Origin of the sequence: Shinella sp. WSJ-2 (genome assembly GCF_003432075.1) — a bacterium.
GTDB lineage: Bacteria > Pseudomonadota > Alphaproteobacteria > Rhizobiales > Rhizobiaceae > Shinella.
Genome location: NZ_QWBU01000022.1, coordinates 1 through 20,639 on the forward strand (window position 1 = coordinate 1; position 20,639 = coordinate 20,639).

Consider the following 20,639-nt stretch of genomic DNA (forward strand, 5'->3'; position numbering starts at 1 on the left):
CTCAGTAACGCCATGTCAATCACTCCACAGCCCTCGCTGAAAACTCGCGAGGGACGGTTGAAACATGGGTCAATTCTCAATGGAAATATCGGGCTATGCCGGGTCAGTTCTCAGTGGCAATCAACATGACCGAGCTTGCCGGTGCGGCCGTCCAGGTCGAAAAATCGCTTCAAAAACTGTTCGAGGCAAATCTGGAAGCCCTGCTCGGGATCCGGTTTCTAGCCAGTGAGCATTCAACCGGCGCAGTGCACGGCGGCAGGATTGATACGCTCGGCTTGGATGAGGATAATTCGCCGGTCATCATCGAATACAAGCGCTCGGTGAACGAGAACGTCATCAACCAGGGGCTTTTCTATCTCGACTGGCTGCTCGATCACCGGAAGGAATTCCAGTGGCTGGTTATGGAGCGCCTTGGACCGGAGGCTGCCAAGGCAGTGGACTGGACCGCGCCGCGACTGCTCTGCATCGCCGGCGACTTCACCCGATATGACGAACACGCGGTGAAACAGATTGCCCGGAACATCGAGCTCATTCGCTATCGCCGCTTCGGCGACGAGCTCTTAATGATTGAGCTCGTCCATGCGCCGAAGGCCGCTAGGGTGATCGCGCCGGCAGTCCAGAAAGGCGCGGCACCGGAAACGTCGCAAAAGGAGGAAGGAGACGAAGCCGACCCCTACTGGAGGAACCGGATGGGCTATCGCCTCTCTCAAGCGTCAGCGGAATTGAGAGACATCTACGACGCCGTGCAGCAATTTGTCGTCGGACTCGGCGACGATGTGCAGGTCAAGGAACTGCAACAGTATACGGGGTTCAAACGTTTCAAGAATTTCGTTTGCCTGCAGATCTACCCGCAGGCGCGAAGCGTCGTCGCCTACCTCAGACTGGATCCGTCCACAGTAGACCTAGAAGACGGGTTCTCTCGCGATGTAACGAATATCGGCCACCACGGGACTGGCGATTTGGAGCTGTCGCTGAAGTCGATGGCGGATTTCGAAAGAGCGCAGCCCCTGCTGCAACGGACGTATGAAGGGGGATGAGTTTGCAGGCCAACGTTAGCTCCGTCGTCGGCTTTGATTCGGCCTGGACCGACAACCCAAAAGTCCCCGGAGCAATATGTGTCATCCGCCAGGCACACGCCGGCCACTCTCATCGACGGAAGGTTGACTTGGGCAGCGCCGAAGCCGCGCTACGGGCCTACCCGACCGCGCTGAAGAGCGCCGACCAGTTAAGCGGAGAGGTGGCTGAGTGGTCGAAAGCACCGCACTCGAAATGCGGCATACGGGCAACCGTATCGTGGGTTCGAATCCCACCCTCTCCGCCATCATGGACCTTTGGCCCCGAAGGTTTCCTAAAATTTCTGGTTTTGATTGAGCTTGGATATTCGCTGCTGAAACTAGTGAGGGCCACATTGTCGGCACGCCCCAGTCAGTTTCTAGTCTTCCGATTTTCCTGCGGACTTTCCTACAGCGATGCCTGCAACGATCAAGAATGCGCTGCCCAGGACTTTCAAGATATCCGCCAACCACTCGCGATCACTTAAGAACGCGCCCATAAACACGATGAGTAAGATCAAAGCCAATATAGCGAATGACAGCGTCAAAGCCGCAGCGTGCCCCTTATCGTCTGTGCCGTAAGCGAAGCCCCACTTCGAGAAGTGGAACACCTGGTTAGGCGCATGGCCATCTGTAAAACATGGATCTTTACGTGTATCCGTGTCTGGCTGATCAGGGATCTGCGCCGGCGGCGATGGAACTTTCCATTCCGCCGGCGATTTGCTGTCGTCAATTTGTGTTTGCGAGCTTTGATCGGAAGACATCACGGATCAATGTATTAGGAATTCGAGGCTTGGAGTCTAGTGTCCCGTAGCTTTCCTTAACAATTGTCCAAGGCTCTCCTGGTGCGTGCGTTGCATTTGACAGCTGCACGCCGGACATACCTTTATGAGTTTCCCAGACATTCTTCAGAAACGAAAGCACTTCAGTATCTGGTGGGTCTGGAAGCTCAAATTTCATAAATGGGCCGTTTTCAGATCGCGTCAGAACACGGGCTTTTTTCCCTTGGATAGGGCTTCTGGCGAATTCCTTGAAGTTTCCGTAGATGTCACCAACAACCGGCCCCCAAGGCCAGGCTTCAATATCGTCGCCAAATAGGGGCTGGCCTGTGTGCGCAAGCCACCACGCATGAGCGTAGAAGACAAGCTTCTGTAGCTTCATCTGGTCAATGAGCGGAAATTGCGAACGATCGTTTGCCTGGATGTCGAGGAAGGCGTTAGCTACCGCTGCCGCAGTAGTCCGAGCACCTTCCGCTGTAGTGTCTACCATGCGAGTGCCTCCCTTCTGCGAATCACAAAGACAGCGCCGGAGCCTTGGCCCCCGCGCTGATTTTCCAGTTGAATATAGGTTGATTCTTGTGCGTTTGCTAGAGCCAGGGGGTTGACTCGCTGAGAATCGGCTGTGGAGAAACGGCAGGATCCGAGATCGTATGACAACGGTCAGGGGAGCAGGCTTATCTATTTAATCCAGACTGATGACCTTAGCAGGCGAGAATGTCTCTAGCTTTTTTACGCCGGAAACCATCTCTTTTCCGAAGATTGGTGAGCCGATCGCACCTTTCAACCAGCACTCTCGTTTAGCCTTGATGTATGTGAAAGCGATGCAAAGTGCTTCGTCTACACAGGCCAATCGACAGGCAAGCGGCGTTTTCGCCGACTGATGCGGTCGTCGTGAAAGATCACCGCCCGGCAGATCGACATTGTCAAACAGCGCCGTTTGAGGATCGATAACGCCCATTGTGAAAGCTGATGGATCTGCCTCAGCTCCGCTTAGGAAGCGCCCAGAGAAAGCTACGCTGTTTCCATCTGCTCGGCCGGCACTCGACTTCAAAAAGCAGTTCGGCCCCTTCTTGAGTCTTGGATTCGTATTAAACGTGAACGCCTTGCACTGGCCTTCCATGACCAGGCAGCTCTTTGCGCATGTCGCAGCATCATCAACACGAATGGAAGAGATATCGTCACCGAATAGATCCAGGCCAGTGTAGATCGCTACTCGGTTTGGTCGCCTGGTGAACTCTTCGATTGGTGAGAGTGCTGTATCTCGAGGTAGGCTGGCTTGGAGCGAGTCGGATGTTGGCTGACCAGAGGTTTGCTGTTGTTCGTCGGACCCTTCATCGCCGTCGAGAGGTTGGGTGGTCGTGATCGGCGCCTGCCCTGAGGAGGCCAATCCTCCTGATCGTTCGCTAGCGGTTCGGTTCAATCCGTAACGTCCGATTTCATCTTGAGTGAATACGTGCATGTCGTCAGGAGGGGTCTTGAACATGATGTGCATCACGTCGATCGGCGTGCCGAAGCGGTTCAAAACCTCAATGATGTCTGAGATCGCCAGTTGAGCACCGACGAGGTCAGGCGAGCCGGATGAGATCTGGTGAACGCCCAGAGCGCCGTCAACCTTTCTCTCGGCACCTGCAAGAAAGACGAAGGCACATGACGAGAAGCACTTGCTGTCGCTCGGGATATAGGTTGCCAGCTTCCGCTGATGGATATCGTCGGCAATCAGGAGGCCCATCTGGACGTTCCCACCAGGGCTGTTCAGTGTGATGAGCTTGGCCGCTGGTGCCGCCTGAAGAGCGCGGCGAAAGTTCAGGCCGGCGTTAACGTCGATCTCACCGTTCAATATGATGACGTCTGGCTTTGTGTCATCAACCGTGAAGGGGCCGAACGCCTTCTCTCCGGCGCTCGCGTAGCAAACAGGAGCTATCCATAACAGAACGGTAGCGAGCGCAGCTCGAAGTTGATTACGCATGACCGCAGACCCTCACCCGCAGCCATCAAACTACATCAGCCTAGACGAGGCAAGGGTTGGATGAGGCTGGCTCAATCTACCTTTAAGTGCAGTTAATCACCGCCGCTGCCGGTGCCGGGATAATCCTTGGCACCTCTACAGGGGCATCCTACGCGTGATCTTCAAATTCGATTGGAGATCACATGGCGACGATCCGCAAACTCAGAGGACGCTGGCAAGCGCAGGTGCGTCGGCGTGGCATGAAGCCTCGCTGCAAATCCTTCGACACGAAGCAGGAAGCCGAGAAGTGGGCGCGTGATCTCGAGGCTCAGGTCGATCGTTTCGGTGCCGCGCCGGACACCAAGATCCTCGAGAGCACCACGCTCGGCGAACTGCTGCTGCGCTACCAGCGCGAAATCTCGCCGAGCAAACGCGGATCGGTCCAGGAGATCCAGCGGATCGACGTGCTGAGTCGTCACGAGCTTGCCTACCGGACGATGACCGGGCTGAGCCAGCAGGACATCGCGTCGTTCAGGGATGAGCGGCTCCGCACAGTAGCTCCTTCTACTACCGTCCGCGAGCTCGCCATCCTCAGCCACGTAATCGAGGTTGCGATCCGCGATTGGGGCCTGCCTCTTGCAAAGAACGTCGTGAAGCTCGTGCGCCGCCCGGTCATTCGGAACGAGCGCAGCCGACGTCTGACCGGCGACGAGGAACAGCGTCTGCTTGACGGCTGCGATGCCGGACAGATTCCCTTCCTCAAGACGCTTGTCATCCTCGCCATCGAGACCGGGATGCGCCGAGGGGAGATTCTAGGGCTCAAGTGGTCCGACATCTCGCACAATCGCCGGGTGATCACGCTAGCTATGACCAAAAATGGCTCCGGTCGCGAGGTGCCACTGTCGCAGCGCGCGTTCGACGCGCTGATGGTTTGGAAGGATCTTGCGCCGGTAGATCAATCTACAGTTTTCCCAATGACGCCTGGCGCGCTGGAGCAGACTTGGCGTCGATTACTGATCCGGGTCGGCATCAAGTCGCTGCGCTTCCATGATTTGCGCCACGAAGGCGTCAGCCGTCTCTTCGAGCGCGGTCTGAACGTGATCGAGGTTTCCACGATCAGCGGACATAAAGAGCTCCGGATGCTTAGGCGCTACTCACATCTATCAGCCGACGATCTGGTCGCGCGCCTGGGGTAGATTCCATCTAAGGTTGACGGCGTTGCCTTGTGCAACGTTTACATCAACCTTGCCTGGGAGCCGCATGCGTCAAGGTTGCGGGACAAAATCGTCCAAGAATGTGTATTTTAAGTTGCGTATTGCCTTGCCTCCAATCCCGAAATCATTGCGGTTTTGCAGCTGACCTTGTCATGATGTTTACATCATCTTGCGGATTTGACCCGTTTCCTGCGTTTTTGGCGTCGGTGTAAAGGTTATGCAACGCGCTTGAGTTGCATCTGACGTTTGGCGCCTCGTTTCCTACCAATCAACCAATTTTGACTACCAAATTTTGCGAACGGCGGACGGGTCGAGCCGGACGTGCGACGCCACCAACTCCTTTGGTGCCAGTGGAGAAAACATATCTGCCGGCGCGCCAGGACGCCGTCGTAGATCAATCTATGTGCCTGCGCCAGCGCACGGGGATTAGCACGACCCGCGACGAGAAGCTGACAGCGGTCGAGTGCCACTAAAGCCCTCCGTCCTCCGTGGACGATCCAGAGCAGAGCGTCCGCCTCTCGTTCATGTCCGCCCGGTGCCGGTGGACCTCCTCTGCCAGGGCTGCGGCGATCGACGATCGAGCGCTGGTCCATCAGCAAACATCGAAGTCCTAGAAATAAGCGAGCTGCTCGATGGGGATGCTTTCCACACTGGCAACGATCCGGAGGTCCAAACCTCCTCAGCCGAAATCGACCCAGGAGCTCACTGGCACGCACCGAAGGTAATAGCGCTAGATTTCATCACTCCAAGTGACCGATCGCGCCACTGAGAATCCTCGAGTCAATAAAGAGGTGCCAGACCTGAGGTCGAGTGTGTTGACCGCTCTTTTGGTGCTTTCTGTCAGCCGGACCAGTTAGGGGCGGAAATTGAACCGACCTCGAGATTTCCGTTGCCGGAGCCGTAGGCGACCAGCCGGAGTGTTCTCCCTGTTTCATGCCTTCCATGCCAATTAGCCTCTCATTCTCGAAGAAACGTTGAACCACCGGGCGTTCGTTCGTCCGCGCCAACGGCGCGGGCAAGGCCGAAGGCCGCGCAGGGAGGGAGCCGCAGGCGACCGAGTGTCTGTGCTGGAACAAGCGTGAACTGTTGTCCGGTCTATTAGTAATACTAAATATTATAAGTTATTATGTATTATTAGTTAATAATTACGGCCAAAAGTTCACGTGCTTTGTAGGGACGCTTCCCGGCTATGGAATGGTCCAAATAGGCCCCTGATCCGGTCTTTTATCTCGTCATATCGCCTTCGCTCACGACCCGCGGCGGTTCCGTTGCCTCACCGCTATAAGTCCTCGTGTGAACAACAGACGAGGGCAACCAATGGCAGACGTTAGCGATGACGACACTTTCACCTTCATTCCGGCGAAGACCAGGCTGACGCCCTTTGACCGTCGGCTGAGGGAACTTCGGGAATTGCAGGAAAGGCATGAAGAGCTCTCCACGCAGCCGGATAAGGAGCGCCGGCTGGCGGAACTGGAATATCAAATCCGCGAGGCAAAGAAGCGGTTTGAGGAAGAAACGAGGCGTGACGGTGATGAAGGTTGGCGTCGGCGTCGCGATGTAGATAGCTGGCGCGCAGGTGAAGGACGGGAGTCACGGAACGCAAGCCGCCGCAAGGTCCGCGCTAAACCGAACGAAAATCTGTCGCATTTGACGGCCGCTGAGAAGGAAGAACGCAAGCGTGGCCAGCGTGCGGATCGCAATTTCGTCAAGCGCCGTGAAGCGAACGGAGCCTCAGCTTCGGACATACAGGCGGAACTCATCGTTCGTCAGCAGCAGCGGAACAGCATGCGCCAGGCGGAATCAGAAGAAGTGAATCAGATGATGAGTGATCCGACGTTCGGAATGTTCTGACCGTTTGAAGATCACCAATTTCTCGGAACGAGGCTTAACTAGCGCCTCCCACTCTTGAGCAGAGACCAATATGCCTGACAATATAATCGACATCCGCCGGTTCTTCCGCGACCGCTTCGAATACTACATGGATAAGAAGGATAGCTACGGTGCTGACGTGCGCGACAACGCACCTGTGACGCTCCGGGATTTGTGCCAGATCCTTACCGAAGACCAGGAGCCGTTTCCGCGCCGCTATGACCCCGACATGCGGAAGATCTGCGGCTACGAATACCTGACCTGGCTCCGGGAGGAGCGCAGCTATGGCGACGTGGCTCGTCTGATTGGCAGGCTGATCGCAGCGGAAGATGGACAGATGCCCCCTGTCGGCGTGCGGTGGGTGCATGCCGTCTTGAAGAGGGGTGCTGCTGACTAGGTGAGCCCGTCAGCCGGGCGAGGTCGAGGCAGCGGACTGATGGCGCAACAGTCGACCGAGAGTTCGCGGGTGGATCCTGTATTCACCTGCAACCTCAGCTACCGACCGGTGGTCGATCTCGATTGCTGCTTTTGCAGTGTTTAACTGTTCTGGCGTCATCGCCGGTCTTCTGCCCATCCGGCTACCGCGAGCACGTGCGGCGGCCATGCCCGCCCGCGTCCGCTCGCTGATTAGAGATCGTTCGAACTCGGCCATGCTTGCCAGGACGTGCAGAAGCAAGCGTCCGGCGGATGTGCTTGTGTCGAGGCTCTCGCTCAGAGAGCGGAACTCGACGCCACGCTCGTTCAGTTCCCGAACCAGCTTTAGGAGCTCAAACAGTGACCGTCCGAGACGATCCAGCCTCCAGACGGTGAGCGTGTCACCTCGATGCAGGGTTCGCAACATCTTGGTTAAACCTGGACGAGTGAAGTCCGCGCCGGAGAAGCCCTCGTCCGTCAAGATCGTTCCGCAGCCAGCGGCTCTTAGCGCTGTTAGTTGCATATCCATGTTTTGCTCGACTGTGCTGACGCGAGCATATCCGAAATTGCGCATATCTATTCTGCTTCAGCTCTACCACGATGGCGGGTGTTCTCCTCCAAAATACTCGCCAAGCCATTGATTAAAAGGAACCTTTTTGTGCGCACGGGGATTTCTGTGCACCGCGGCAATTGACGGCTGAGAAATCAACACTTTAGCGCGGGGCGTCGGAACGCGGGTTCGTTATGACGGAACCCTTCCCTTTTGTGCAGCGCCAACATGAGAGTGAAGCGCTTCCATGACGATCAAACTGCTGACGGCCATCGCAGCCCTTGCGAGTGCGCTAATCTCTAGTCCGGCCGGTGCCGCCGATGAGCTAAGCACACTGGTCGATGTGCTCGCGACGACAGCAGCGAGAATAAGGTCGGTATCGGAGAGTTGTAATATCGCGGTCGATCCGCTGCTAGAAGATCAGGTTTTTGAAACTCTAATGGTCGTGCCAGATATTAACATGAGTGATGTGATCTCTCAGTTCGTGCAACGACGACGAGCCGAAGTCGTCCTCAGGGGAGGAAGATGTTATCCAGAGGACCACGACTCTCTGGCGACGCTGGACAGCATCTACAAAAGCGAAGCGACCAGCTTGAAGCAGCTTGTCGCGAAGAAATTTGGCGATTGAAGTGTCACACAATCTCAATATCCGGTCGCTGTCGCCCAGAGCGATCAGGTAGACTCGCTGGCGCGTTTGGCATGTCGAGAGCTGTGAAGCAGCGTCGGAACGCTCGGCGCTCGCCAGCGAGCAGCTGTGAGTCAGCCAGGAGCATCCCGTCCAGCAATTGAGAACTTGCATCGCGCAAGAGCTTGCCAGCAATACAACGGGACAGCTACCACTACCCGGTCCGTTTCTTGCAAATATGCGTAAAAAGGTATCCTGATGTTCCGGGTTGATCGTTCCAGTAACCGAATAGCACGCCTAAGTCGGAAACGATTTGGCGACCTGGCGTTGCGCGAGCGAGACCATCTACAGGAGTGGCTCGTCCACCAGCCCGATGCTTTGGGCGAGGATCTGCTGATACTTCAGAAGGAGTTCGACGGGTTCGACGAGACACGTGAACGCCTTGATCTTCTTGCGCTCGACAAGAGCGGCAATCTCGTGGTGATCGAGAACAAGCTGGATGACTCCGGCCGTGATGTTACGTGGCAGGCATTGAAGTATGCTGCCTACGTTTCCGGCATGAAGAAGGCCCAGATTGTGGAGGTCTTCCAGCAATATCTCGATCGCCATTGCGATGGCGGTAGTGCGTCTGACCTGATCTGCGAATTCCTAGGGATTGAGAACCTCGAGGAGGTCGTCCTTAATCCGGGTAGTGGCCAGCGCATCATGTTTGTCGCTGCAAATTTCCGGCGTGAAGTTACCGCGACCGCACTGTGGTTAATTGGTCGTGGCATCGCTGTGCAGTGCTTTCGAGTAACTGCATTCGGTTTGGGCGACGAGCTTTTCCTAGACTTGCAGCAGATCATCCCGCCGCCCGAAGCCGCTGATTATATGATTGGAATAGCTTCTAAGGAAGTGGAGGAGACGGCGAGTTTCGCCACCCAGAGCAGGCGCCACGACGTCCGCTTGCGATACTGGTCCTTCGTTCTGCAAAAGATGCGTGAGGCCAACGTTACGCTGTTTAGCAACATCAGCCCCGGCAGGCAAAACTGGATAGTCGCAGGATCGGGCGTTCGTGACTGTCCCTACGCACTTGCTTTCACTCAGTCAGAAGCACGAGTCGAGGTGAACCTAAACCGCAAGTCCGAGCACGAAAACAAGCGGCTCTTCGATGCTCTTTTCGCTCAGAAAGCGGAGATAGAAGAAGCATTCGGCGCTCCTCTCGAGTGGCGCCGCAATGATGGCCAAGTGCAGTCTCGTATCGTGGCAAGACATAGCTTTAGCGGATTTGATGAAGACGAATGGAGTTCCATGGCACAGTGGATGGTCGACGGCGTGCGACGTTTAGAGCCCGCATTCAGGGATCGCTTGGTAAGCCTTTCGCGCCAGTCCAGAAGCGAAGACCGGGAAAGCGATTAATGGCTTGGCTTGGAAAAACGCGATTCCTGGAAAACGGCAAACAGACTCCCAGGACAACGGCCGTGTCGGAGTCGCTGGCCAGAAATTCTTAGGCTGCTTTAAGCCAGCCAGCGAGCAGCTGTGCGTCAACCAGAACCATCCGGCTTCGCGATCAAGCCTTCTTCTTCGGCCCTGGCTGCTTAACTCGGATCCGCAGCGGCTTCCCCTCGAACTGCTCGAGGTCGAAGGCATTTGTCTTCCTCACCAGGTCACTCAGCTTTCGAAATCCGTATGTTCGTGGATCGAAGTCCGACGCCAGGTTCGCAAGCTGGTTGCCCACGGCACCGAGCGGCACCCAACCGTCCTCGCTTTCCATCTGGGAGATCACCTTTTTGATAATTGGCGTCGCCGCGTTCGGCTGCTGGAGTGACATTGGAGCCTGCATGGCCTCGACACCATTTGAAACGACCACCGGTAGCAGGTTTTCGGTGTAGATAAATCTACGGCACGCCTGCCGAAAGCTTTCTGGAGTTTTTTGCTCGCCGAACCCGAAGACATCGACGCCCTGTTCGCGGATCCTCGCAGCCAGGCGCGTGAAGTCGCTATCGGACGAGACCAGGCAAAAGCCATCGAAGCGGCCGCTGTGGAGGAGATCCATCGCGTCGATGACGAGGGTGATATCCGAAGCGTTCTTGCCGATCGTGTAGGCGAACTGCTGCTGTGGAATGATCGCATGCTTTGCAAGCACATCGATCCAAGACTTCGAGCGCGCGCTTGCGAAATCGCCATAGATGCGGCGGACGCTAGCTTCCCCGATCTTCGCGATCTCCTCGAATAGGCCGTCGACGATCTTGGCTGACGCGTTGTCGGCGTCGATGAGGACGGCAAGGCGCGGCGATCAAGGTTCAGTTGGCATGTCCACTTGTTCCTTGGTGGGCTCCGACCGCTTCCAAGTAGCTTCTCGAATCTCTCAACGCTAGGTCAAGTCGTCCATTCCGTTTCAGAATTACCTAGAGCGTTCGTCCATTAAAGCCGCGGATCGGCGTTTTGACCACCGAGCCGGCCAGCAAGCGACCGTGAGTTAACCAGGAAAATTTAGCTTGCGCGCGGTTCGCGATTTTTGACTAGGTCGCTCTCGGAATTCTAAACACGTGCCGATCGCTACCCATTCCGAAAGCGCTCAACAAGTTTCTGCACCTGCGCCAAATAGGTGCCTCTTGTTATTTCATCCTGGAGCGCGGTAACCGGGATGCGGATGTCACCGTTCAAAGAACTCAACATGAACGGCACTCCAGTAGAGCGAAATCCGTCAACCAACTCTTGACGATCGCTTTCCTCCACGAACAGTGGTGAGCTTGCGAGGTAAGAAAGCGAGATGGAAATTTTCCCGTTGCCCGTCAAAAAGAGCGGGTAGCGCCGCGCGCCTTGTTCTGGCAGCCACCAACCGAGTGACGGTGTCTGCGCAGTTGTAACAAAAGGATGGAGCGACAGCTGTTCTGCCCAGTCATAAATGTTGCGGGCGATTTCATTTGCCACGTCTCCGTGTCGCTCGCGATACGACGTGAACCACTCGTCGATCGATGGGGTGACCAGGCTGCGGCCAACGGAGACTTTCTGCTCATCGTTCTGAGACTGCCCAAGGATGCTTGTCGCGAGGACTTGACCGCTCGCTCCGACATGCTGGCGAACCTCGACGGCGTAAACTTCTGCGGTGCGCAGTTGCTTTGCCAGGAATTCCACGATCCGCAGCAATTCGGGCGGCATCTCGTCAACTAGGAAGATCATGCGGATGCGGCCAGCACGAAGGTTGTCCTCCACCCGCGACCAGAACCGCTCCGCGTCAATGTCCTCGCCCAACAGAGCCTGCAGGGCCTCTGAAGGGTCGCCGCCGAGACCCGAATGCGTAGAAGCAAAGGCGTCGCGCAACTCGCCGATTGACCAATAGGCTGGACCATTGGCCGCATAATCAAACATTTGCCCGACGACTTCACGCCGGCTTCGGGTGTCTCGACTGCGCTTGACCTCAACGAGAGTCGGAATGGAATCTTGATCCACATAGAGATGATCGAGCGACCAGCGCCGCTCCGAAATTGCTCCGTCCGGAACGGGAACTTCGCGTTGAACCAAAGCCCAGCGGCGTGGCTCCTGATCGCGGTATTGCCCACCCAGAATTGCCGGATACTCCGCGAGTAGCCGCTGGATATGGTCTTCATTGTCGTAGGCTTGGGGTTTCATTTCGCTGAGGGAACCATCGCTGCCGATGTGAAAAAGGTATGACTGTAACATTATTCTGGACTACCCCGCCGCGCTCTCGTTCAGTCCCCGGATGACCTCGACCAGCCTCTTCGTCTTCTCGAAATCGAAGACCTGCTGCGGCCCCTCCGGCGCGACGTCGATGAAGGGGCTCTCGTAGAGCAGGCCGGGATCCATGACGCCCTTTTCGGTCAGGTGTTCGATGACCATGTCGATGAACTCGATCTGGTCGGCGGTAGCGCCGCTGTCGGAGATGAAGCCGGAGAAGGCTTCGGCGACAGCCGCCAGGTCGAGGCCGACGAGGGAGCGCACGAAGGCGCCGAAGCCGTGCGCGATTTCGATCGCCTTCTCCAGGTGCCTGGCGTCACCGATACCAGCCGTCAGAAGCATCGCCTGCAATTCGTCGATGTCTGTCGAGGTCAGCGGCTTGCCGTGGCGCAGCTTGGCGATAGCGATGTGGTCCTCGTGCTCGCGCAGGAAATGCCGCGCCTTGCGTTTGAAGCGGGCGAAATCCACCTCACCCACTTCCGGCAGATCGATCTCGGCGCTGGGGCCAAGCTCGTCGGCGAAGTCGGTGTAGACGATCCGGCGCTTGCCCTTCTCGATATGCTGCACGAGGCCGCGCAGCCTGAGCCGCACCAATTCGAGCAGCTGCACGGTAATCCCCTCCCACCAGGCCTCGGAGAGGATCTCGAGGATGAGCGGGTGCTGGGCCGCGATGAGCGGGATCGCGGTCTGCTCGTCCAGCGCCGAGGCGATTTCGATCAGTTGTTTCTTCAACCGGTCGAAGCTCTTCGAGCCCTTGAGAAGCGCAAGCTGCAGATTGAAGATCAGAAGATCGAAGCGTTTCGCCTCTTCCGCCTCGCCCTTCACCTCGCTCGGCAGCGGGGCGACCTCGTCGAGCAGTTCCGCGCGCACCGCGTCGCTCAGATCATCCCAGGCGCCGGCACCCTTGTATTTCTCCACGGCACGGCGCTTGCCGCGCACGATGAAGTTGTCGAGGTTCATGCCGGTGACATAGGTGCGCAGTGCAGTCAGCGCCTCGTCGCGGATCGTCTGCTCGGTCAGCGGCGCACCGTTTCCCGCGTCATAGCCTTCCTGTTCCGGCTCAGCCATGCCATCCAGCCTGTGCGTCTCGTCCAGGGCGCGCACGAGATCGAAGCGGGCGGCGAACAGCCGTTCGTTCAGGCTTTTCGCGTTTCGGCCTTCGTCCGGCTGCGGGTTCTGACGGAAGAATTCAAGGTTCTGGCAATAGTCGAAGACACGGAAGTATTCCTTGTCCTCACCAGGACCGAAAAGGTCCGGGCAAAGCCGCGTGCCTCGGCCGATGATCTGCCAGAACTTGGTCTTCGAGCGGATCAGCTTGAACAGGACGAGATTGACGACCTCCGGCACGTCAATGCCGGTATCGAGCATGTCCACCGAGATAGCGATATGCGGATTGCCGTTCTTCTTCGAAAAATCGTCGATGAGGTTTTGCGCATACTCGGTCTTGAAGGTGATGATGCGGGCGAAATGGCCGGCGAGATGCGGATAGGCGCGATTGAAGCGCTCCTCGATGAATTCCGCATGATCTTGGTTCTTGGCGAAGATGATCGTCTTGCCGAGGCGATCACCGCCGGCCACCTTCAGTCCTTCGGTCATCACATGCGCCAGCACTTTGTCGACGGTATCGGCATTGAACAGCCATTTGTTGACGGCCTCGGCCTGCACGCTGTCGGGCGGATCGCCATCCTCCTCGTTCCATTCCAGCATGTCCCACTGCTCTTTCTCGGTGTCGGAAAGATCGTCGTAGCGAATGCCCTCGCGCTGGAATTTGAGCGGCACGGAGACCGAGTGCGGCGGCACGAGATATTCGTCCTCCACCGCCTTGTCGAGCGAATAGGCGTCAGTCGGCACGCCATCCTCGAGGTCGAACAGGCCGTAAGTGTTGCGGTCGATCTCGTCCTTCGGCGTGGCGGTAAGGCCGACGAGCAGGCTGTCGAAATAGTCGAAGATCGCGCCGTAGCGCTGGTAGACCGAGCGATGCGCCTCGTCGATGATGACGAGGTCGAAATGGCCGGGACCGAAGCGCGCCTCGCCCGATTTGCGCTCGTCGATCAGGTTCATCATCGTCGGATAGGTGGAGAGGAAGACGCGGCCCTCGCCGGCCTTTTCCGTTACCAGGTTGACGGGCGATGTGTCCGGCAGCTGCCGTTTGAACTCGCGCGCCGCCTGGTTCACCAGCGCCACGCGGTCAGCCAGGAAAAGCACCCGCTTCACCCAGCCGGCGCGCATCAGAAGGTCGGTGAGCGCGATCACGGTGCGTGTCTTGCCGGAGCCTGTGGCCATGACGAGCAGCGCCTTGCGCGTCCGGTCCTTCTCGAAACCCTCTGTCGTGCGGCGGATCGCGCGGTGCTGGTAGGAGCGTTCGACGATTTTCCTGTTGATCGGAAGGTCTGCGATCGCCTTGCGGCTGACCCGCCGCTGCACCATCAGCGCCAGTTCGTCCTTCTTGTAGAAGCCGGAAACCGCGCGCTGCGGATAGGCAGTGTCATCCCAGATCCAGTGTTCGTAACCGTTGGAGGTGAAGATGATCGGCCGCTGGCCGAACTGTTTTTCCAGGCAGTCGGCATAGAGTTTTGCCTGCTGCTGGCCGGCGCGGGGATCGCGCCGTGTTCGCTTGGCCTCGATCAGCGCCAGCGGCTTGCCGTCGTCACCCCAGAGCACATAATCGACAAAGCCCTTGCCTTCGTTGTTGGGCATGCCTTCGACGGGAAATTCCCGGTCGCGCGGACTGTCAAGCTTCCAGCCGGCTTCCTTCAGCAGGAGATCGATATAGAGGTCGCGGGTCGCGGCCTCGGAATAGTCGTGATGGTCGGGCTTCCGTTCGTTCTCCCGGCGGGCCGCAGCCACCTCGGCGCGCAGGCGCTGCAACTCGGCATCGAGATCTGCCTTGTCGCGCAGCATGGCTTCGAAGGACTTGTCCTTCGCCTCCATCTCGCCCTTCATGCGGGTGAGCTCGGCAAAGGCGCGCTTCACCACATCGTTTTTGCGGGAAAGCGGCGCGGGATCGAAGGCGAGATCGTCCGCCGGGCGGTCCCGTCGCGCATAGGTGCGGGCCAGCCAGAAACAGAGGTGGAACAGCTCGCGCACGGCATTGGCCGCCTCGGCCACCTTGGTTTCGCGACTTTCATGAACGGCCTGATTGCCGATCTTGATGATGACGCGGGCCTTGGAAAACACCGCCTGCCCGGCGATCTTCTGGAAGCTCGGCTCGTGGATCAGCGCCGAAATATTGCTCTGATAGGGAAATTTCAGGCCCGGATCATGGGTGTAGGCCCATTGCACCGCCAGCTCCACCGTGCGCCGCGCATAAAACGCCGCCGCCCGCGCATCGCCCTCCACCAGCCCCTCCGCCCGCTTCGCGCTGTCGAAGATCTCTGGAAACTCGGGGGCGAGGAAGGCGAAATTGGACATTGGACCTCAGAGCTGACCGGAGAAGGCGCGGTGCTGGAGGGAGGAGAATGTCTTCTCTCCCAACTCATCAAAGAGTTTCACTCGACTACGTTGCGAGCTCAACTTTGAACATATGTGCAAAAACTTCTCAACCATATCCAGCGGTGGTCGAATTATCGGAAGTTTCCTAAGGTCTTCAAGATTTATCCCGCTTTGTGCCACGCCTTTAACGTCATCCCTAAGTCTTCGTTGTGCTGATTCTGTTCGAAGAAGAGCCAAGTGAAATTCGTTTCGCTCTCGCTCAAGGGAGGGGATTACAGCTATTTCTCGAGAAACATTGGCGTTTGTGAGTGTTTCCGGAACGATTGCGCATCGACCGACTGTTCCTCGGATGGAAATAACCAGCTCTCCTCCAAGCAATCTAGTTCGCTGGAACTTTGAAGCGATTTGTGGATCTGTTCGCACAAGCCCGTCAATCCTCACCTCGCCGTCCAAGATATCTCCGATGCGAAGGACCTGGATGCCGCCCGAGAATTCACCTCCTCGCTGCACTATTCCGTAACTTATACCCCGCTTTCGATCGACAAGGCCGTCGAGCTCCACAGCCTCGAAGCCATTTGGATTACCTATCGGATCCCCGAACATCTCCAGAAAGATCGACTGGGTGAGGCTTTCGAGCAGCGCGATGGCCTGGCGGCGCTTCTGGCGCAGCTGGTCGGCCTTATCCAGGATCGCCGCAATCCGCTTCTGCTCATCAAGGGGCGGGAGGGGGATTTCCAGCGAAGCAAGCTTCGATGCGTTCACGCCTTCCTGAGCAGCGCCTTGAGCTTTTGCTCGTATCTGTCCCCAGTAGTCGTCCGTGTTAAAGAAGTGAGCAAGATAACCAGAGTCGATTTTTGCAGTGGGCCTAACTCGGATGAGGTAGGACGCAAAAACGGCATTCTTCGGAGTCGCTTTTAGCAGAAAGCTCTTTCCTGTCGTAGCCCCAGTGCGTGCGAATACAATGTCTCCATCGGCCAGCATCGCATTGGCAAGTTTTTTGGGAGGGGCGTCGCAGTAGGGGACTTTGGCCCAATCGACCGAGTTATCCTGGATGTCGGTAATACGAAGAAACTTCGCCTCACCTTCAGAAAAGTTTGCGGAAGCCGTAATGCCATAGTCGATGGCGGAAGCGAGTTCTTCTAGCGGTGCCCGCGTCCAGCTCACAGCATTCCCTCCAACTCCCGCAACCCCGCGGCAATCTCATCCTCCAGCTTCAGCAGTTCCGCAATGATCTCCCTCGGCGGCCGGTGCTCCGCCGCCTCGTGGACCACTTCCTTGTAGCGGTTGAGCGAGAGGTCATAATCCGCCGCCGCGATCTCATCCCGCGTCACGGTAAAACTCTGGCCGGTGCGTGGGTTGTCGCGTTCCGCGCCATTGCGCTCGGCCCAGCGGGTCAGCACATCCGGCAGATTGTTCTTTGCGTGCTCATCTGCGGTGAGCTTTTCCTTCGGCACCGGGCCGAACTTTTCCTCCGGCAGCAACATCTGGCGCTTGTCGTCCAGGCTCATGCCGTCGGCCTGCAGATCGTAGAACCAGACGTGATCCGTGCCGCCGGAATTGGTCTTGGTGAAGAAGACGATCGCGGTGGAGACGCCGGCATAGGGCCGGAACACGCCCGACGGCAGCTTGATGATGGCGTCCAGCTTGTGATCGTCCACCAGCATTTTGCGGATCGCCTTGTGCGCCGTGGACGAGCCGAACAGCACGCCATCCGGCACGATGACTGCCGCGCGGCCGCCGGGTTTCAGGAGCTTCAGGAACAGCGCCATGAACAGAAGTTCGGTCTTCTTCGTCTTGACGATGGACAACAGATCGCCCGCGGTCGTTTCGTAATCCAGCGAGCCGGCAAAGGGCGGGTTGGCGAGGATCAGCGAATATTTATCGGCATCGTCACCATGGCTGGAGGAAAGCGAATCCCGGTAGCGGATATCGGCGCCCTCGACACCGTGTAGTTGCATGTTCATCGAGCCGATGCGCAGCATGGTCTGGTCGAAATCGTAGCCGTGGAACATGCCGTCATGGAAATGCCGGTTGAGGCTCGCATCGCGAAACAGGCCCTTGTGGTGCTCGCGCAGATGTTCGCCGGCCGCGACCAGGAAGCCGCAGGTGCCGCTCGCCGGATCGCAGATCACATCCTGCGGCGTCGGCTTCGTGAGTTCGACCATCAGCTTGATGATGTGGCGCGGCGTGCGGAACTGGCCGTTCTGGCCGGCGGACGCGATCTTGCCCAGCATGTATTCATAGAGATCGCCCTTGGTGTCACGGTCCTCCAGCGGGATTTCCGCCAGCATATCGACCACCTTGGCGAGCAGGCCGGGCGTCGGAATGGTGAAGCGCGCACCCTTCATGTGTTCCGAATGAGCGGTGCCGTCCTCGGCCATCTCACGCAGGAAGGGAAAGACGAAATCCGAGACCAGCAGATACATCCGGGCTGGATCTTCGTTCTTCAGCCGCGACCAGCGCAGTTCCTGGTAACTCACATCCTTGCCATCGCGATCCTGCCGGTAGACACCGTCAGGAAAGATCACCCTCTCGATCTTCCGGCCGAGCATGTTGGCCTTATTCTCCTCACGGGTCTGGATGTCGTCCAGGCCGCGCATGAACAAGAGGTAGGTTATCTGCTCGATCACCTCGAGCGGATTGGCGATGCCGCCCGCCCAGAAGGCATTCCAGACCTGATCGACCTTCGAGCGAATTTCACCTGTGAGCATGCGTTGAGTATCCCTGCAAATCATTTCGCCGCAACATTAGCCGCTGCGTTATCGATTTCAACAAAGTAAACCGATTGTTATCTGGACAATTCCCGCATTTAGCGGGAAATAAAACAACCGGTGCGTTTGCATCGCACAGCATTTCAATGACATTGGGCCGCTGGTGCGCATCGCGGACCAGCTCTGGTGAAATCGTGGGTAGGGGCATGGGGCATCTCGTTAATTTGTGTTGGAACTGGTTTGTAAGGCTGGTGGCATTTTGGGTGTTGGCAATGGGGATTGTCTTCGCTCTAAGCTTTGCGTTGCCGCCGCTCGATATCGGTTTGATCCTCGAACGCGTCAGTAACGGTTTGGCGTTGCTGAATGGCCAGGTTGGTGCGCAAGACGCAAAAGCTGCGCTGGACGCACTGAGTCAGACGGATTTCATCTTCAGCCTCGCGTCGCTTATCTTCGCTGTGGCCATTTCCTTGATGGTGACTTTTGGGCTGCTCCACGTCGCCGCGATCATCGGCGCGCTCTACAACCTTCGCCGCGTTGTCTCACGCCAGAAAACACGGGCTGAATTTGCCAACGAATACGACCAGTCGATCTACCACCACTTGGAAAGCAGCAAGCTGCTTGGTTACGCCTGGCGTGAGTTCGATGAGACCTTGATAAAGCCGTCAGCGGGTGAGCCGCCGCTCATCAAGAACACGGTGCGACCTCAGAGCTTCATCCATTTCGGCGCCATTCGGGAGCGTTTTTTTGGCCTGAAGATCATGGCGAGCATTCCCGGGTATTTTGTTGCGGTGGGCTTGCTGCTGACATTCGCAGGCATAGTCCTGGCACTCTACAAGGCGGGAAGCGCTTCCAGCGCGGGCAATGTCGACGACATGCAGGTGGCGATGACCGAGCTACTGCAGATCGCATCCTTCAAGTTCACCACTTCCATCGCCGGGCTGGGTTGCTCGCTTCTTCTATCCATCGTGTTCAAGGTCTATACGATCTGGCTCGAGGCCAGCGTGCACAAATTTTGCGAGGCTGCGGAGAGCAGGCTAAAATATGTCCCACCGCAATCGGTTGCCATCGAGATAGCCGAAGCGGCCAAGGAACAGCGGGATCAGCTGAAGGAAATCAACAGCGATAAGTTCTTTGCCCAAATGGGCCGTGAACTCGAGCCGCAGATCAAGTCGGCGTTCGCGTCTGCAATGACGCCGATCAACGACAGTATCACCGGTGTGCTCGGCAAGATCACGGAGAGCAGCCAGAGCGGCATCAACGACATGCTCGCGCAATTCTCGTCGAGCGTCCAAGGCAGCGCCGGCACGGAATTGCGCCAGCTTGCCGAAACCTTGGGTGCCATGCAGGCGACGCTTGCTGATATGCAGACCGGCGTCCGCGGTTCGGGAGAGGATTTCGCGCGTCGTATGAGCGAGGCAGCGGAAAATCTCAACCGCCTGGTCGCCGATGCCGCCCGCTCGATGGACGACGGCGCCAACCGCAACCGCGATGGGCTTGCGGAGATTCTTGCCGCCATGAAGGCGACATTTGACAAGGCGAGCGAGCAGGTCGACGCGGAGCTAGGGCGTGCCGCGGGTGGAGCTTCGGAGCGGATCGAGGCGGCCATGGGCCGAGTGATGGAGAAGCTGGAAATTCAGGTCAGCACCCTGACCGGCAGCATGACTTCTCTCGACGGCGACCTGCGGGATGGCGTGGCAAAAACGCAGGAGCAAATTAGAACCGCGCAGGAAAGTGCGGTCTCGACCGTCAGCGCGATCGCAGCGGGAGCCGCCGAAGCTATCAAAACAGGCCTTGCCGAGGCAATCGCTACGATCCGCCAGGAAGTGGACCGCTTCGAAAGTGCATTGCGCGGATCCAATTCAGCACTCTCTTCACAGGCCAATGCCCTGGGCGAAGCAACGTCGCAAACGCGTATAGTCTCCGATGCGTTCTCAAAGACGGCAACCGATATCCGCTCGGCATCGGCACCTTTGCTGCAGTCCGGTGAAAGGATTGCCTCAGCAACGTCCAACTTCGAAGATTCGCTCCGCGCAGCCGTCGAGGCGCTTGCGGCCAGCCAGGCTGCCTCACAGCAGCTGAACGGATCGCTGCGCGAGCAATCCGAGAGCATGGCCACGATCTGGAGCAATTATGAAGCACGGTTCGCCCGCATTGACGAAGCACTGGCGAAATCGGTCAGCGACCTTGCGACAGCGACCGAGCGGCAGGGCGACACGCTGAGCCGCTACGCAACCGATATTGATCGTGGGCTCGCCAATGCGGTCAATACGCTATCGTCGTCGGTAAAGGAAATGAGCGATTCGTTTGACGAATTCTCCAGCTCGATCTCAGACCTGCGATCTTCTGTGCGGCCTGCGGCGGAGTAGGTGA

The 20,639-nt window shown here is 57.6% G+C and carries 15 protein-coding genes, 1 tRNA gene and 1 pseudogene; 8 read left to right on the forward strand and 9 right to left on the reverse strand.

Annotation, left to right across the window (positions count from 1 at the left end):
• Positions 1–95 precede the first annotated feature (95 nt).
• The gene (locus tag D0Y60_RS23835; RefSeq protein WP_117372471.1) at positions 96–1,037 is read left to right on the forward strand and encodes a DUF5655 domain-containing protein; all 942 of its coding nucleotides are present in this window, start codon (positions 96–98) and stop codon (positions 1,035–1,037) included.
• Positions 1,038–1,231: 194 nt separating this feature from the next.
• Positions 1,232–1,321: transfer RNA gene (locus D0Y60_RS23840), tRNA-Ser, on the forward strand.
• 111 nt (positions 1,322–1,432) lie between these two features.
• Here the strand turns inward: D0Y60_RS23840 and D0Y60_RS24660 are convergent.
• The 3 genes from D0Y60_RS24660 to D0Y60_RS23855 form a co-directional block, all read right to left on the reverse strand.
• Complete coding sequence (locus D0Y60_RS24660) at positions 1,433–1,816, reverse strand: hypothetical protein (protein ID WP_147324557.1); 384 nt, start codon at positions 1,814–1,816, stop codon at positions 1,433–1,435.
• Positions 1,782–2,321 carry a type II toxin-antitoxin system antitoxin SocA domain-containing protein gene (locus tag D0Y60_RS23850; protein ID WP_117372473.1) on the reverse strand — a complete coding sequence of 180 codons (540 nt, stop codon included), beginning with the start codon at positions 2,319–2,321 and terminating at the stop codon, positions 1,782–1,784. Before D0Y60_RS23850 ends, D0Y60_RS24660 begins: the two co-directional genes overlap by 35 nt.
• 192 nt (positions 2,322–2,513) lie before the next feature.
• On the reverse strand, positions 2,514–3,797 hold the full coding sequence (locus D0Y60_RS23855; RefSeq protein ID WP_245409295.1) for a PAN domain-containing protein: 1,284 nt from the start codon (positions 3,795–3,797) through the stop codon (positions 2,514–2,516).
• Between the two features lie 182 nt (positions 3,798–3,979).
• On the opposite strand from D0Y60_RS23855, the gene D0Y60_RS23860 reads away from it, so the two are divergent.
• The 3 genes from D0Y60_RS23860 (at position 3,980) to D0Y60_RS23870 (ending at position 7,256) form a co-directional block, all read left to right on the forward strand.
• The gene (locus D0Y60_RS23860; RefSeq protein ID WP_117372474.1) at positions 3,980–4,972 is read left to right on the forward strand and encodes a site-specific integrase; all 993 of its coding nucleotides are present in this window, start codon (positions 3,980–3,982) and stop codon (positions 4,970–4,972) included.
• 1,335 nt (positions 4,973–6,307) lie between these two features.
• Positions 6,308–6,841, forward strand: coding sequence for a hypothetical protein (locus tag D0Y60_RS23865; RefSeq protein WP_117372475.1), 534 nt, complete (start codon positions 6,308–6,310; stop codon positions 6,839–6,841).
• Positions 6,842–6,911: 70 nt separating this feature from the next.
• A complete protein-coding gene (locus D0Y60_RS23870) occupies positions 6,912–7,256 on the forward strand; it encodes a hypothetical protein (protein ID WP_117372476.1) in 345 nt (114 codons plus the stop codon).
• Between the two features lie 9 nt (positions 7,257–7,265).
• Here the strand turns inward: D0Y60_RS23870 and D0Y60_RS23875 are convergent, their stop codons facing one another.
• The gene (locus D0Y60_RS23875; protein WP_117372477.1) at positions 7,266–7,847 is read right to left on the reverse strand and encodes a recombinase family protein; all 582 of its coding nucleotides are present in this window, start codon (positions 7,845–7,847) and stop codon (positions 7,266–7,268) included.
• Between the two features lie 223 nt (positions 7,848–8,070).
• On the opposite strand from D0Y60_RS23875, the gene D0Y60_RS23880 reads away from it, so the two are divergent.
• Together D0Y60_RS23880 and D0Y60_RS23885 are read left to right on the forward strand one after the other, a co-directional pair.
• Positions 8,071–8,451: a hypothetical protein gene (locus D0Y60_RS23880; protein WP_117372478.1), complete on the forward strand. Its 381-nt coding sequence runs from the start codon at positions 8,071–8,073 to the stop codon at positions 8,449–8,451.
• 255 nt (positions 8,452–8,706) lie between these two features.
• Positions 8,707–9,846, forward strand: coding sequence for a DUF4268 domain-containing protein (locus tag D0Y60_RS23885; RefSeq protein WP_117372479.1), 1,140 nt, complete (start codon positions 8,707–8,709; stop codon positions 9,844–9,846).
• Positions 9,847–9,997: 151 nt separating this feature from the next.
• Here the strand turns inward: D0Y60_RS23885 and D0Y60_RS23890 are convergent.
• From D0Y60_RS23890 to D0Y60_RS23910, 5 genes and pseudogenes are all read right to left on the reverse strand, one after another.
• Positions 9,998–10,741, reverse strand: a pseudogene (locus D0Y60_RS23890) (NYN domain-containing protein).
• A 245-nt stretch (positions 10,742–10,986) separates the two neighbouring features.
• Positions 10,987–12,060 (reverse strand): hypothetical protein, encoded by a 1,074-nt coding sequence (locus D0Y60_RS23895; protein WP_147324558.1) that lies wholly within the window; start codon positions 12,058–12,060, stop codon positions 10,987–10,989.
• 60 nt (positions 12,061–12,120) lie between these two features.
• Positions 12,121–15,537 (reverse strand): DEAD/DEAH box helicase family protein, encoded by a 3,417-nt coding sequence (locus D0Y60_RS23900; RefSeq protein WP_117372481.1) that lies wholly within the window; start codon positions 15,535–15,537, stop codon positions 12,121–12,123.
• 6 nt (positions 15,538–15,543) lie between these two features.
• Complete coding sequence (locus D0Y60_RS23905) at positions 15,544–16,722, reverse strand: restriction endonuclease subunit S (protein WP_117372482.1); 1,179 nt, start codon at positions 16,720–16,722, stop codon at positions 15,544–15,546.
• Positions 16,719–18,269, reverse strand: a complete 1,551-nt coding sequence (locus tag D0Y60_RS23910) for a class I SAM-dependent DNA methyltransferase (RefSeq protein WP_117372483.1) — start codon at positions 18,267–18,269, stop codon at positions 16,719–16,721. Before D0Y60_RS23910 ends, D0Y60_RS23905 begins: the two co-directional genes overlap by 4 nt.
• A 206-nt stretch (positions 18,270–18,475) precedes the next feature.
• Here D0Y60_RS23910 and zorA point away from each other — a divergent pair, with 206 nt between their 5' ends.
• The gene (gene zorA, locus D0Y60_RS23915; protein WP_147324559.1) at positions 18,476–20,635 is read left to right on the forward strand and encodes an anti-phage ZorAB system protein ZorA; all 2,160 of its coding nucleotides are present in this window, start codon (positions 18,476–18,478) and stop codon (positions 20,633–20,635) included.
• Positions 20,636–20,639: the final 4 nt, after the last annotated feature.

Excerpts from the sequence above, each read along its gene's own strand:
- D0Y60_RS23835 (WP_117372471.1), top strand. The coding sequence starts at position 96 with ATGCCGGGTCAGTTCTCAGTGGCAATCAACATGACCGAGCTTGCCGGT.
- D0Y60_RS24660 (WP_147324557.1), bottom strand. The coding sequence starts at position 1,816 with ATGTCTTCCGATCAAAGCTCGCAAACACAAATTGACGACAGCAAATCG.
- D0Y60_RS23850 (WP_117372473.1), bottom strand. The coding sequence starts at position 2,321 with ATGGTAGACACTACAGCGGAAGGTGCTCGGACTACTGCGGCAGCGGTA.
- D0Y60_RS23855 (WP_245409295.1), bottom strand. The coding sequence starts at position 3,797 with ATGCGTAATCAACTTCGAGCTGCGCTCGCTACCGTTCTGTTATGGATA.
- D0Y60_RS23860 (WP_117372474.1), top strand. The coding sequence starts at position 3,980 with ATGGCGACGATCCGCAAACTCAGAGGACGCTGGCAAGCGCAGGTGCGT.
- D0Y60_RS23865 (WP_117372475.1), top strand. The coding sequence starts at position 6,308 with ATGGCAGACGTTAGCGATGACGACACTTTCACCTTCATTCCGGCGAAG.
- D0Y60_RS23870 (WP_117372476.1), top strand. The coding sequence starts at position 6,912 with ATGCCTGACAATATAATCGACATCCGCCGGTTCTTCCGCGACCGCTTC.
- D0Y60_RS23875 (WP_117372477.1), bottom strand. The coding sequence starts at position 7,847 with ATGCGCAATTTCGGATATGCTCGCGTCAGCACAGTCGAGCAAAACATG.
- D0Y60_RS23880 (WP_117372478.1), top strand. The coding sequence starts at position 8,071 with ATGACGATCAAACTGCTGACGGCCATCGCAGCCCTTGCGAGTGCGCTA.
- D0Y60_RS23885 (WP_117372479.1), top strand. The coding sequence starts at position 8,707 with ATGTTCCGGGTTGATCGTTCCAGTAACCGAATAGCACGCCTAAGTCGG.
- D0Y60_RS23895 (WP_147324558.1), bottom strand. The coding sequence starts at position 12,060 with ATGAAACCCCAAGCCTACGACAATGAAGACCATATCCAGCGGCTACTC.
- D0Y60_RS23900 (WP_117372481.1), bottom strand. The coding sequence starts at position 15,537 with ATGTCCAATTTCGCCTTCCTCGCCCCCGAGTTTCCAGAGATCTTCGAC.
- D0Y60_RS23910 (WP_117372483.1), bottom strand. The coding sequence starts at position 18,269 with ATGCTCACAGGTGAAATTCGCTCGAAGGTCGATCAGGTCTGGAATGCC.
- zorA (WP_147324559.1), top strand. The coding sequence starts at position 18,476 with ATGGGGCATCTCGTTAATTTGTGTTGGAACTGGTTTGTAAGGCTGGTG.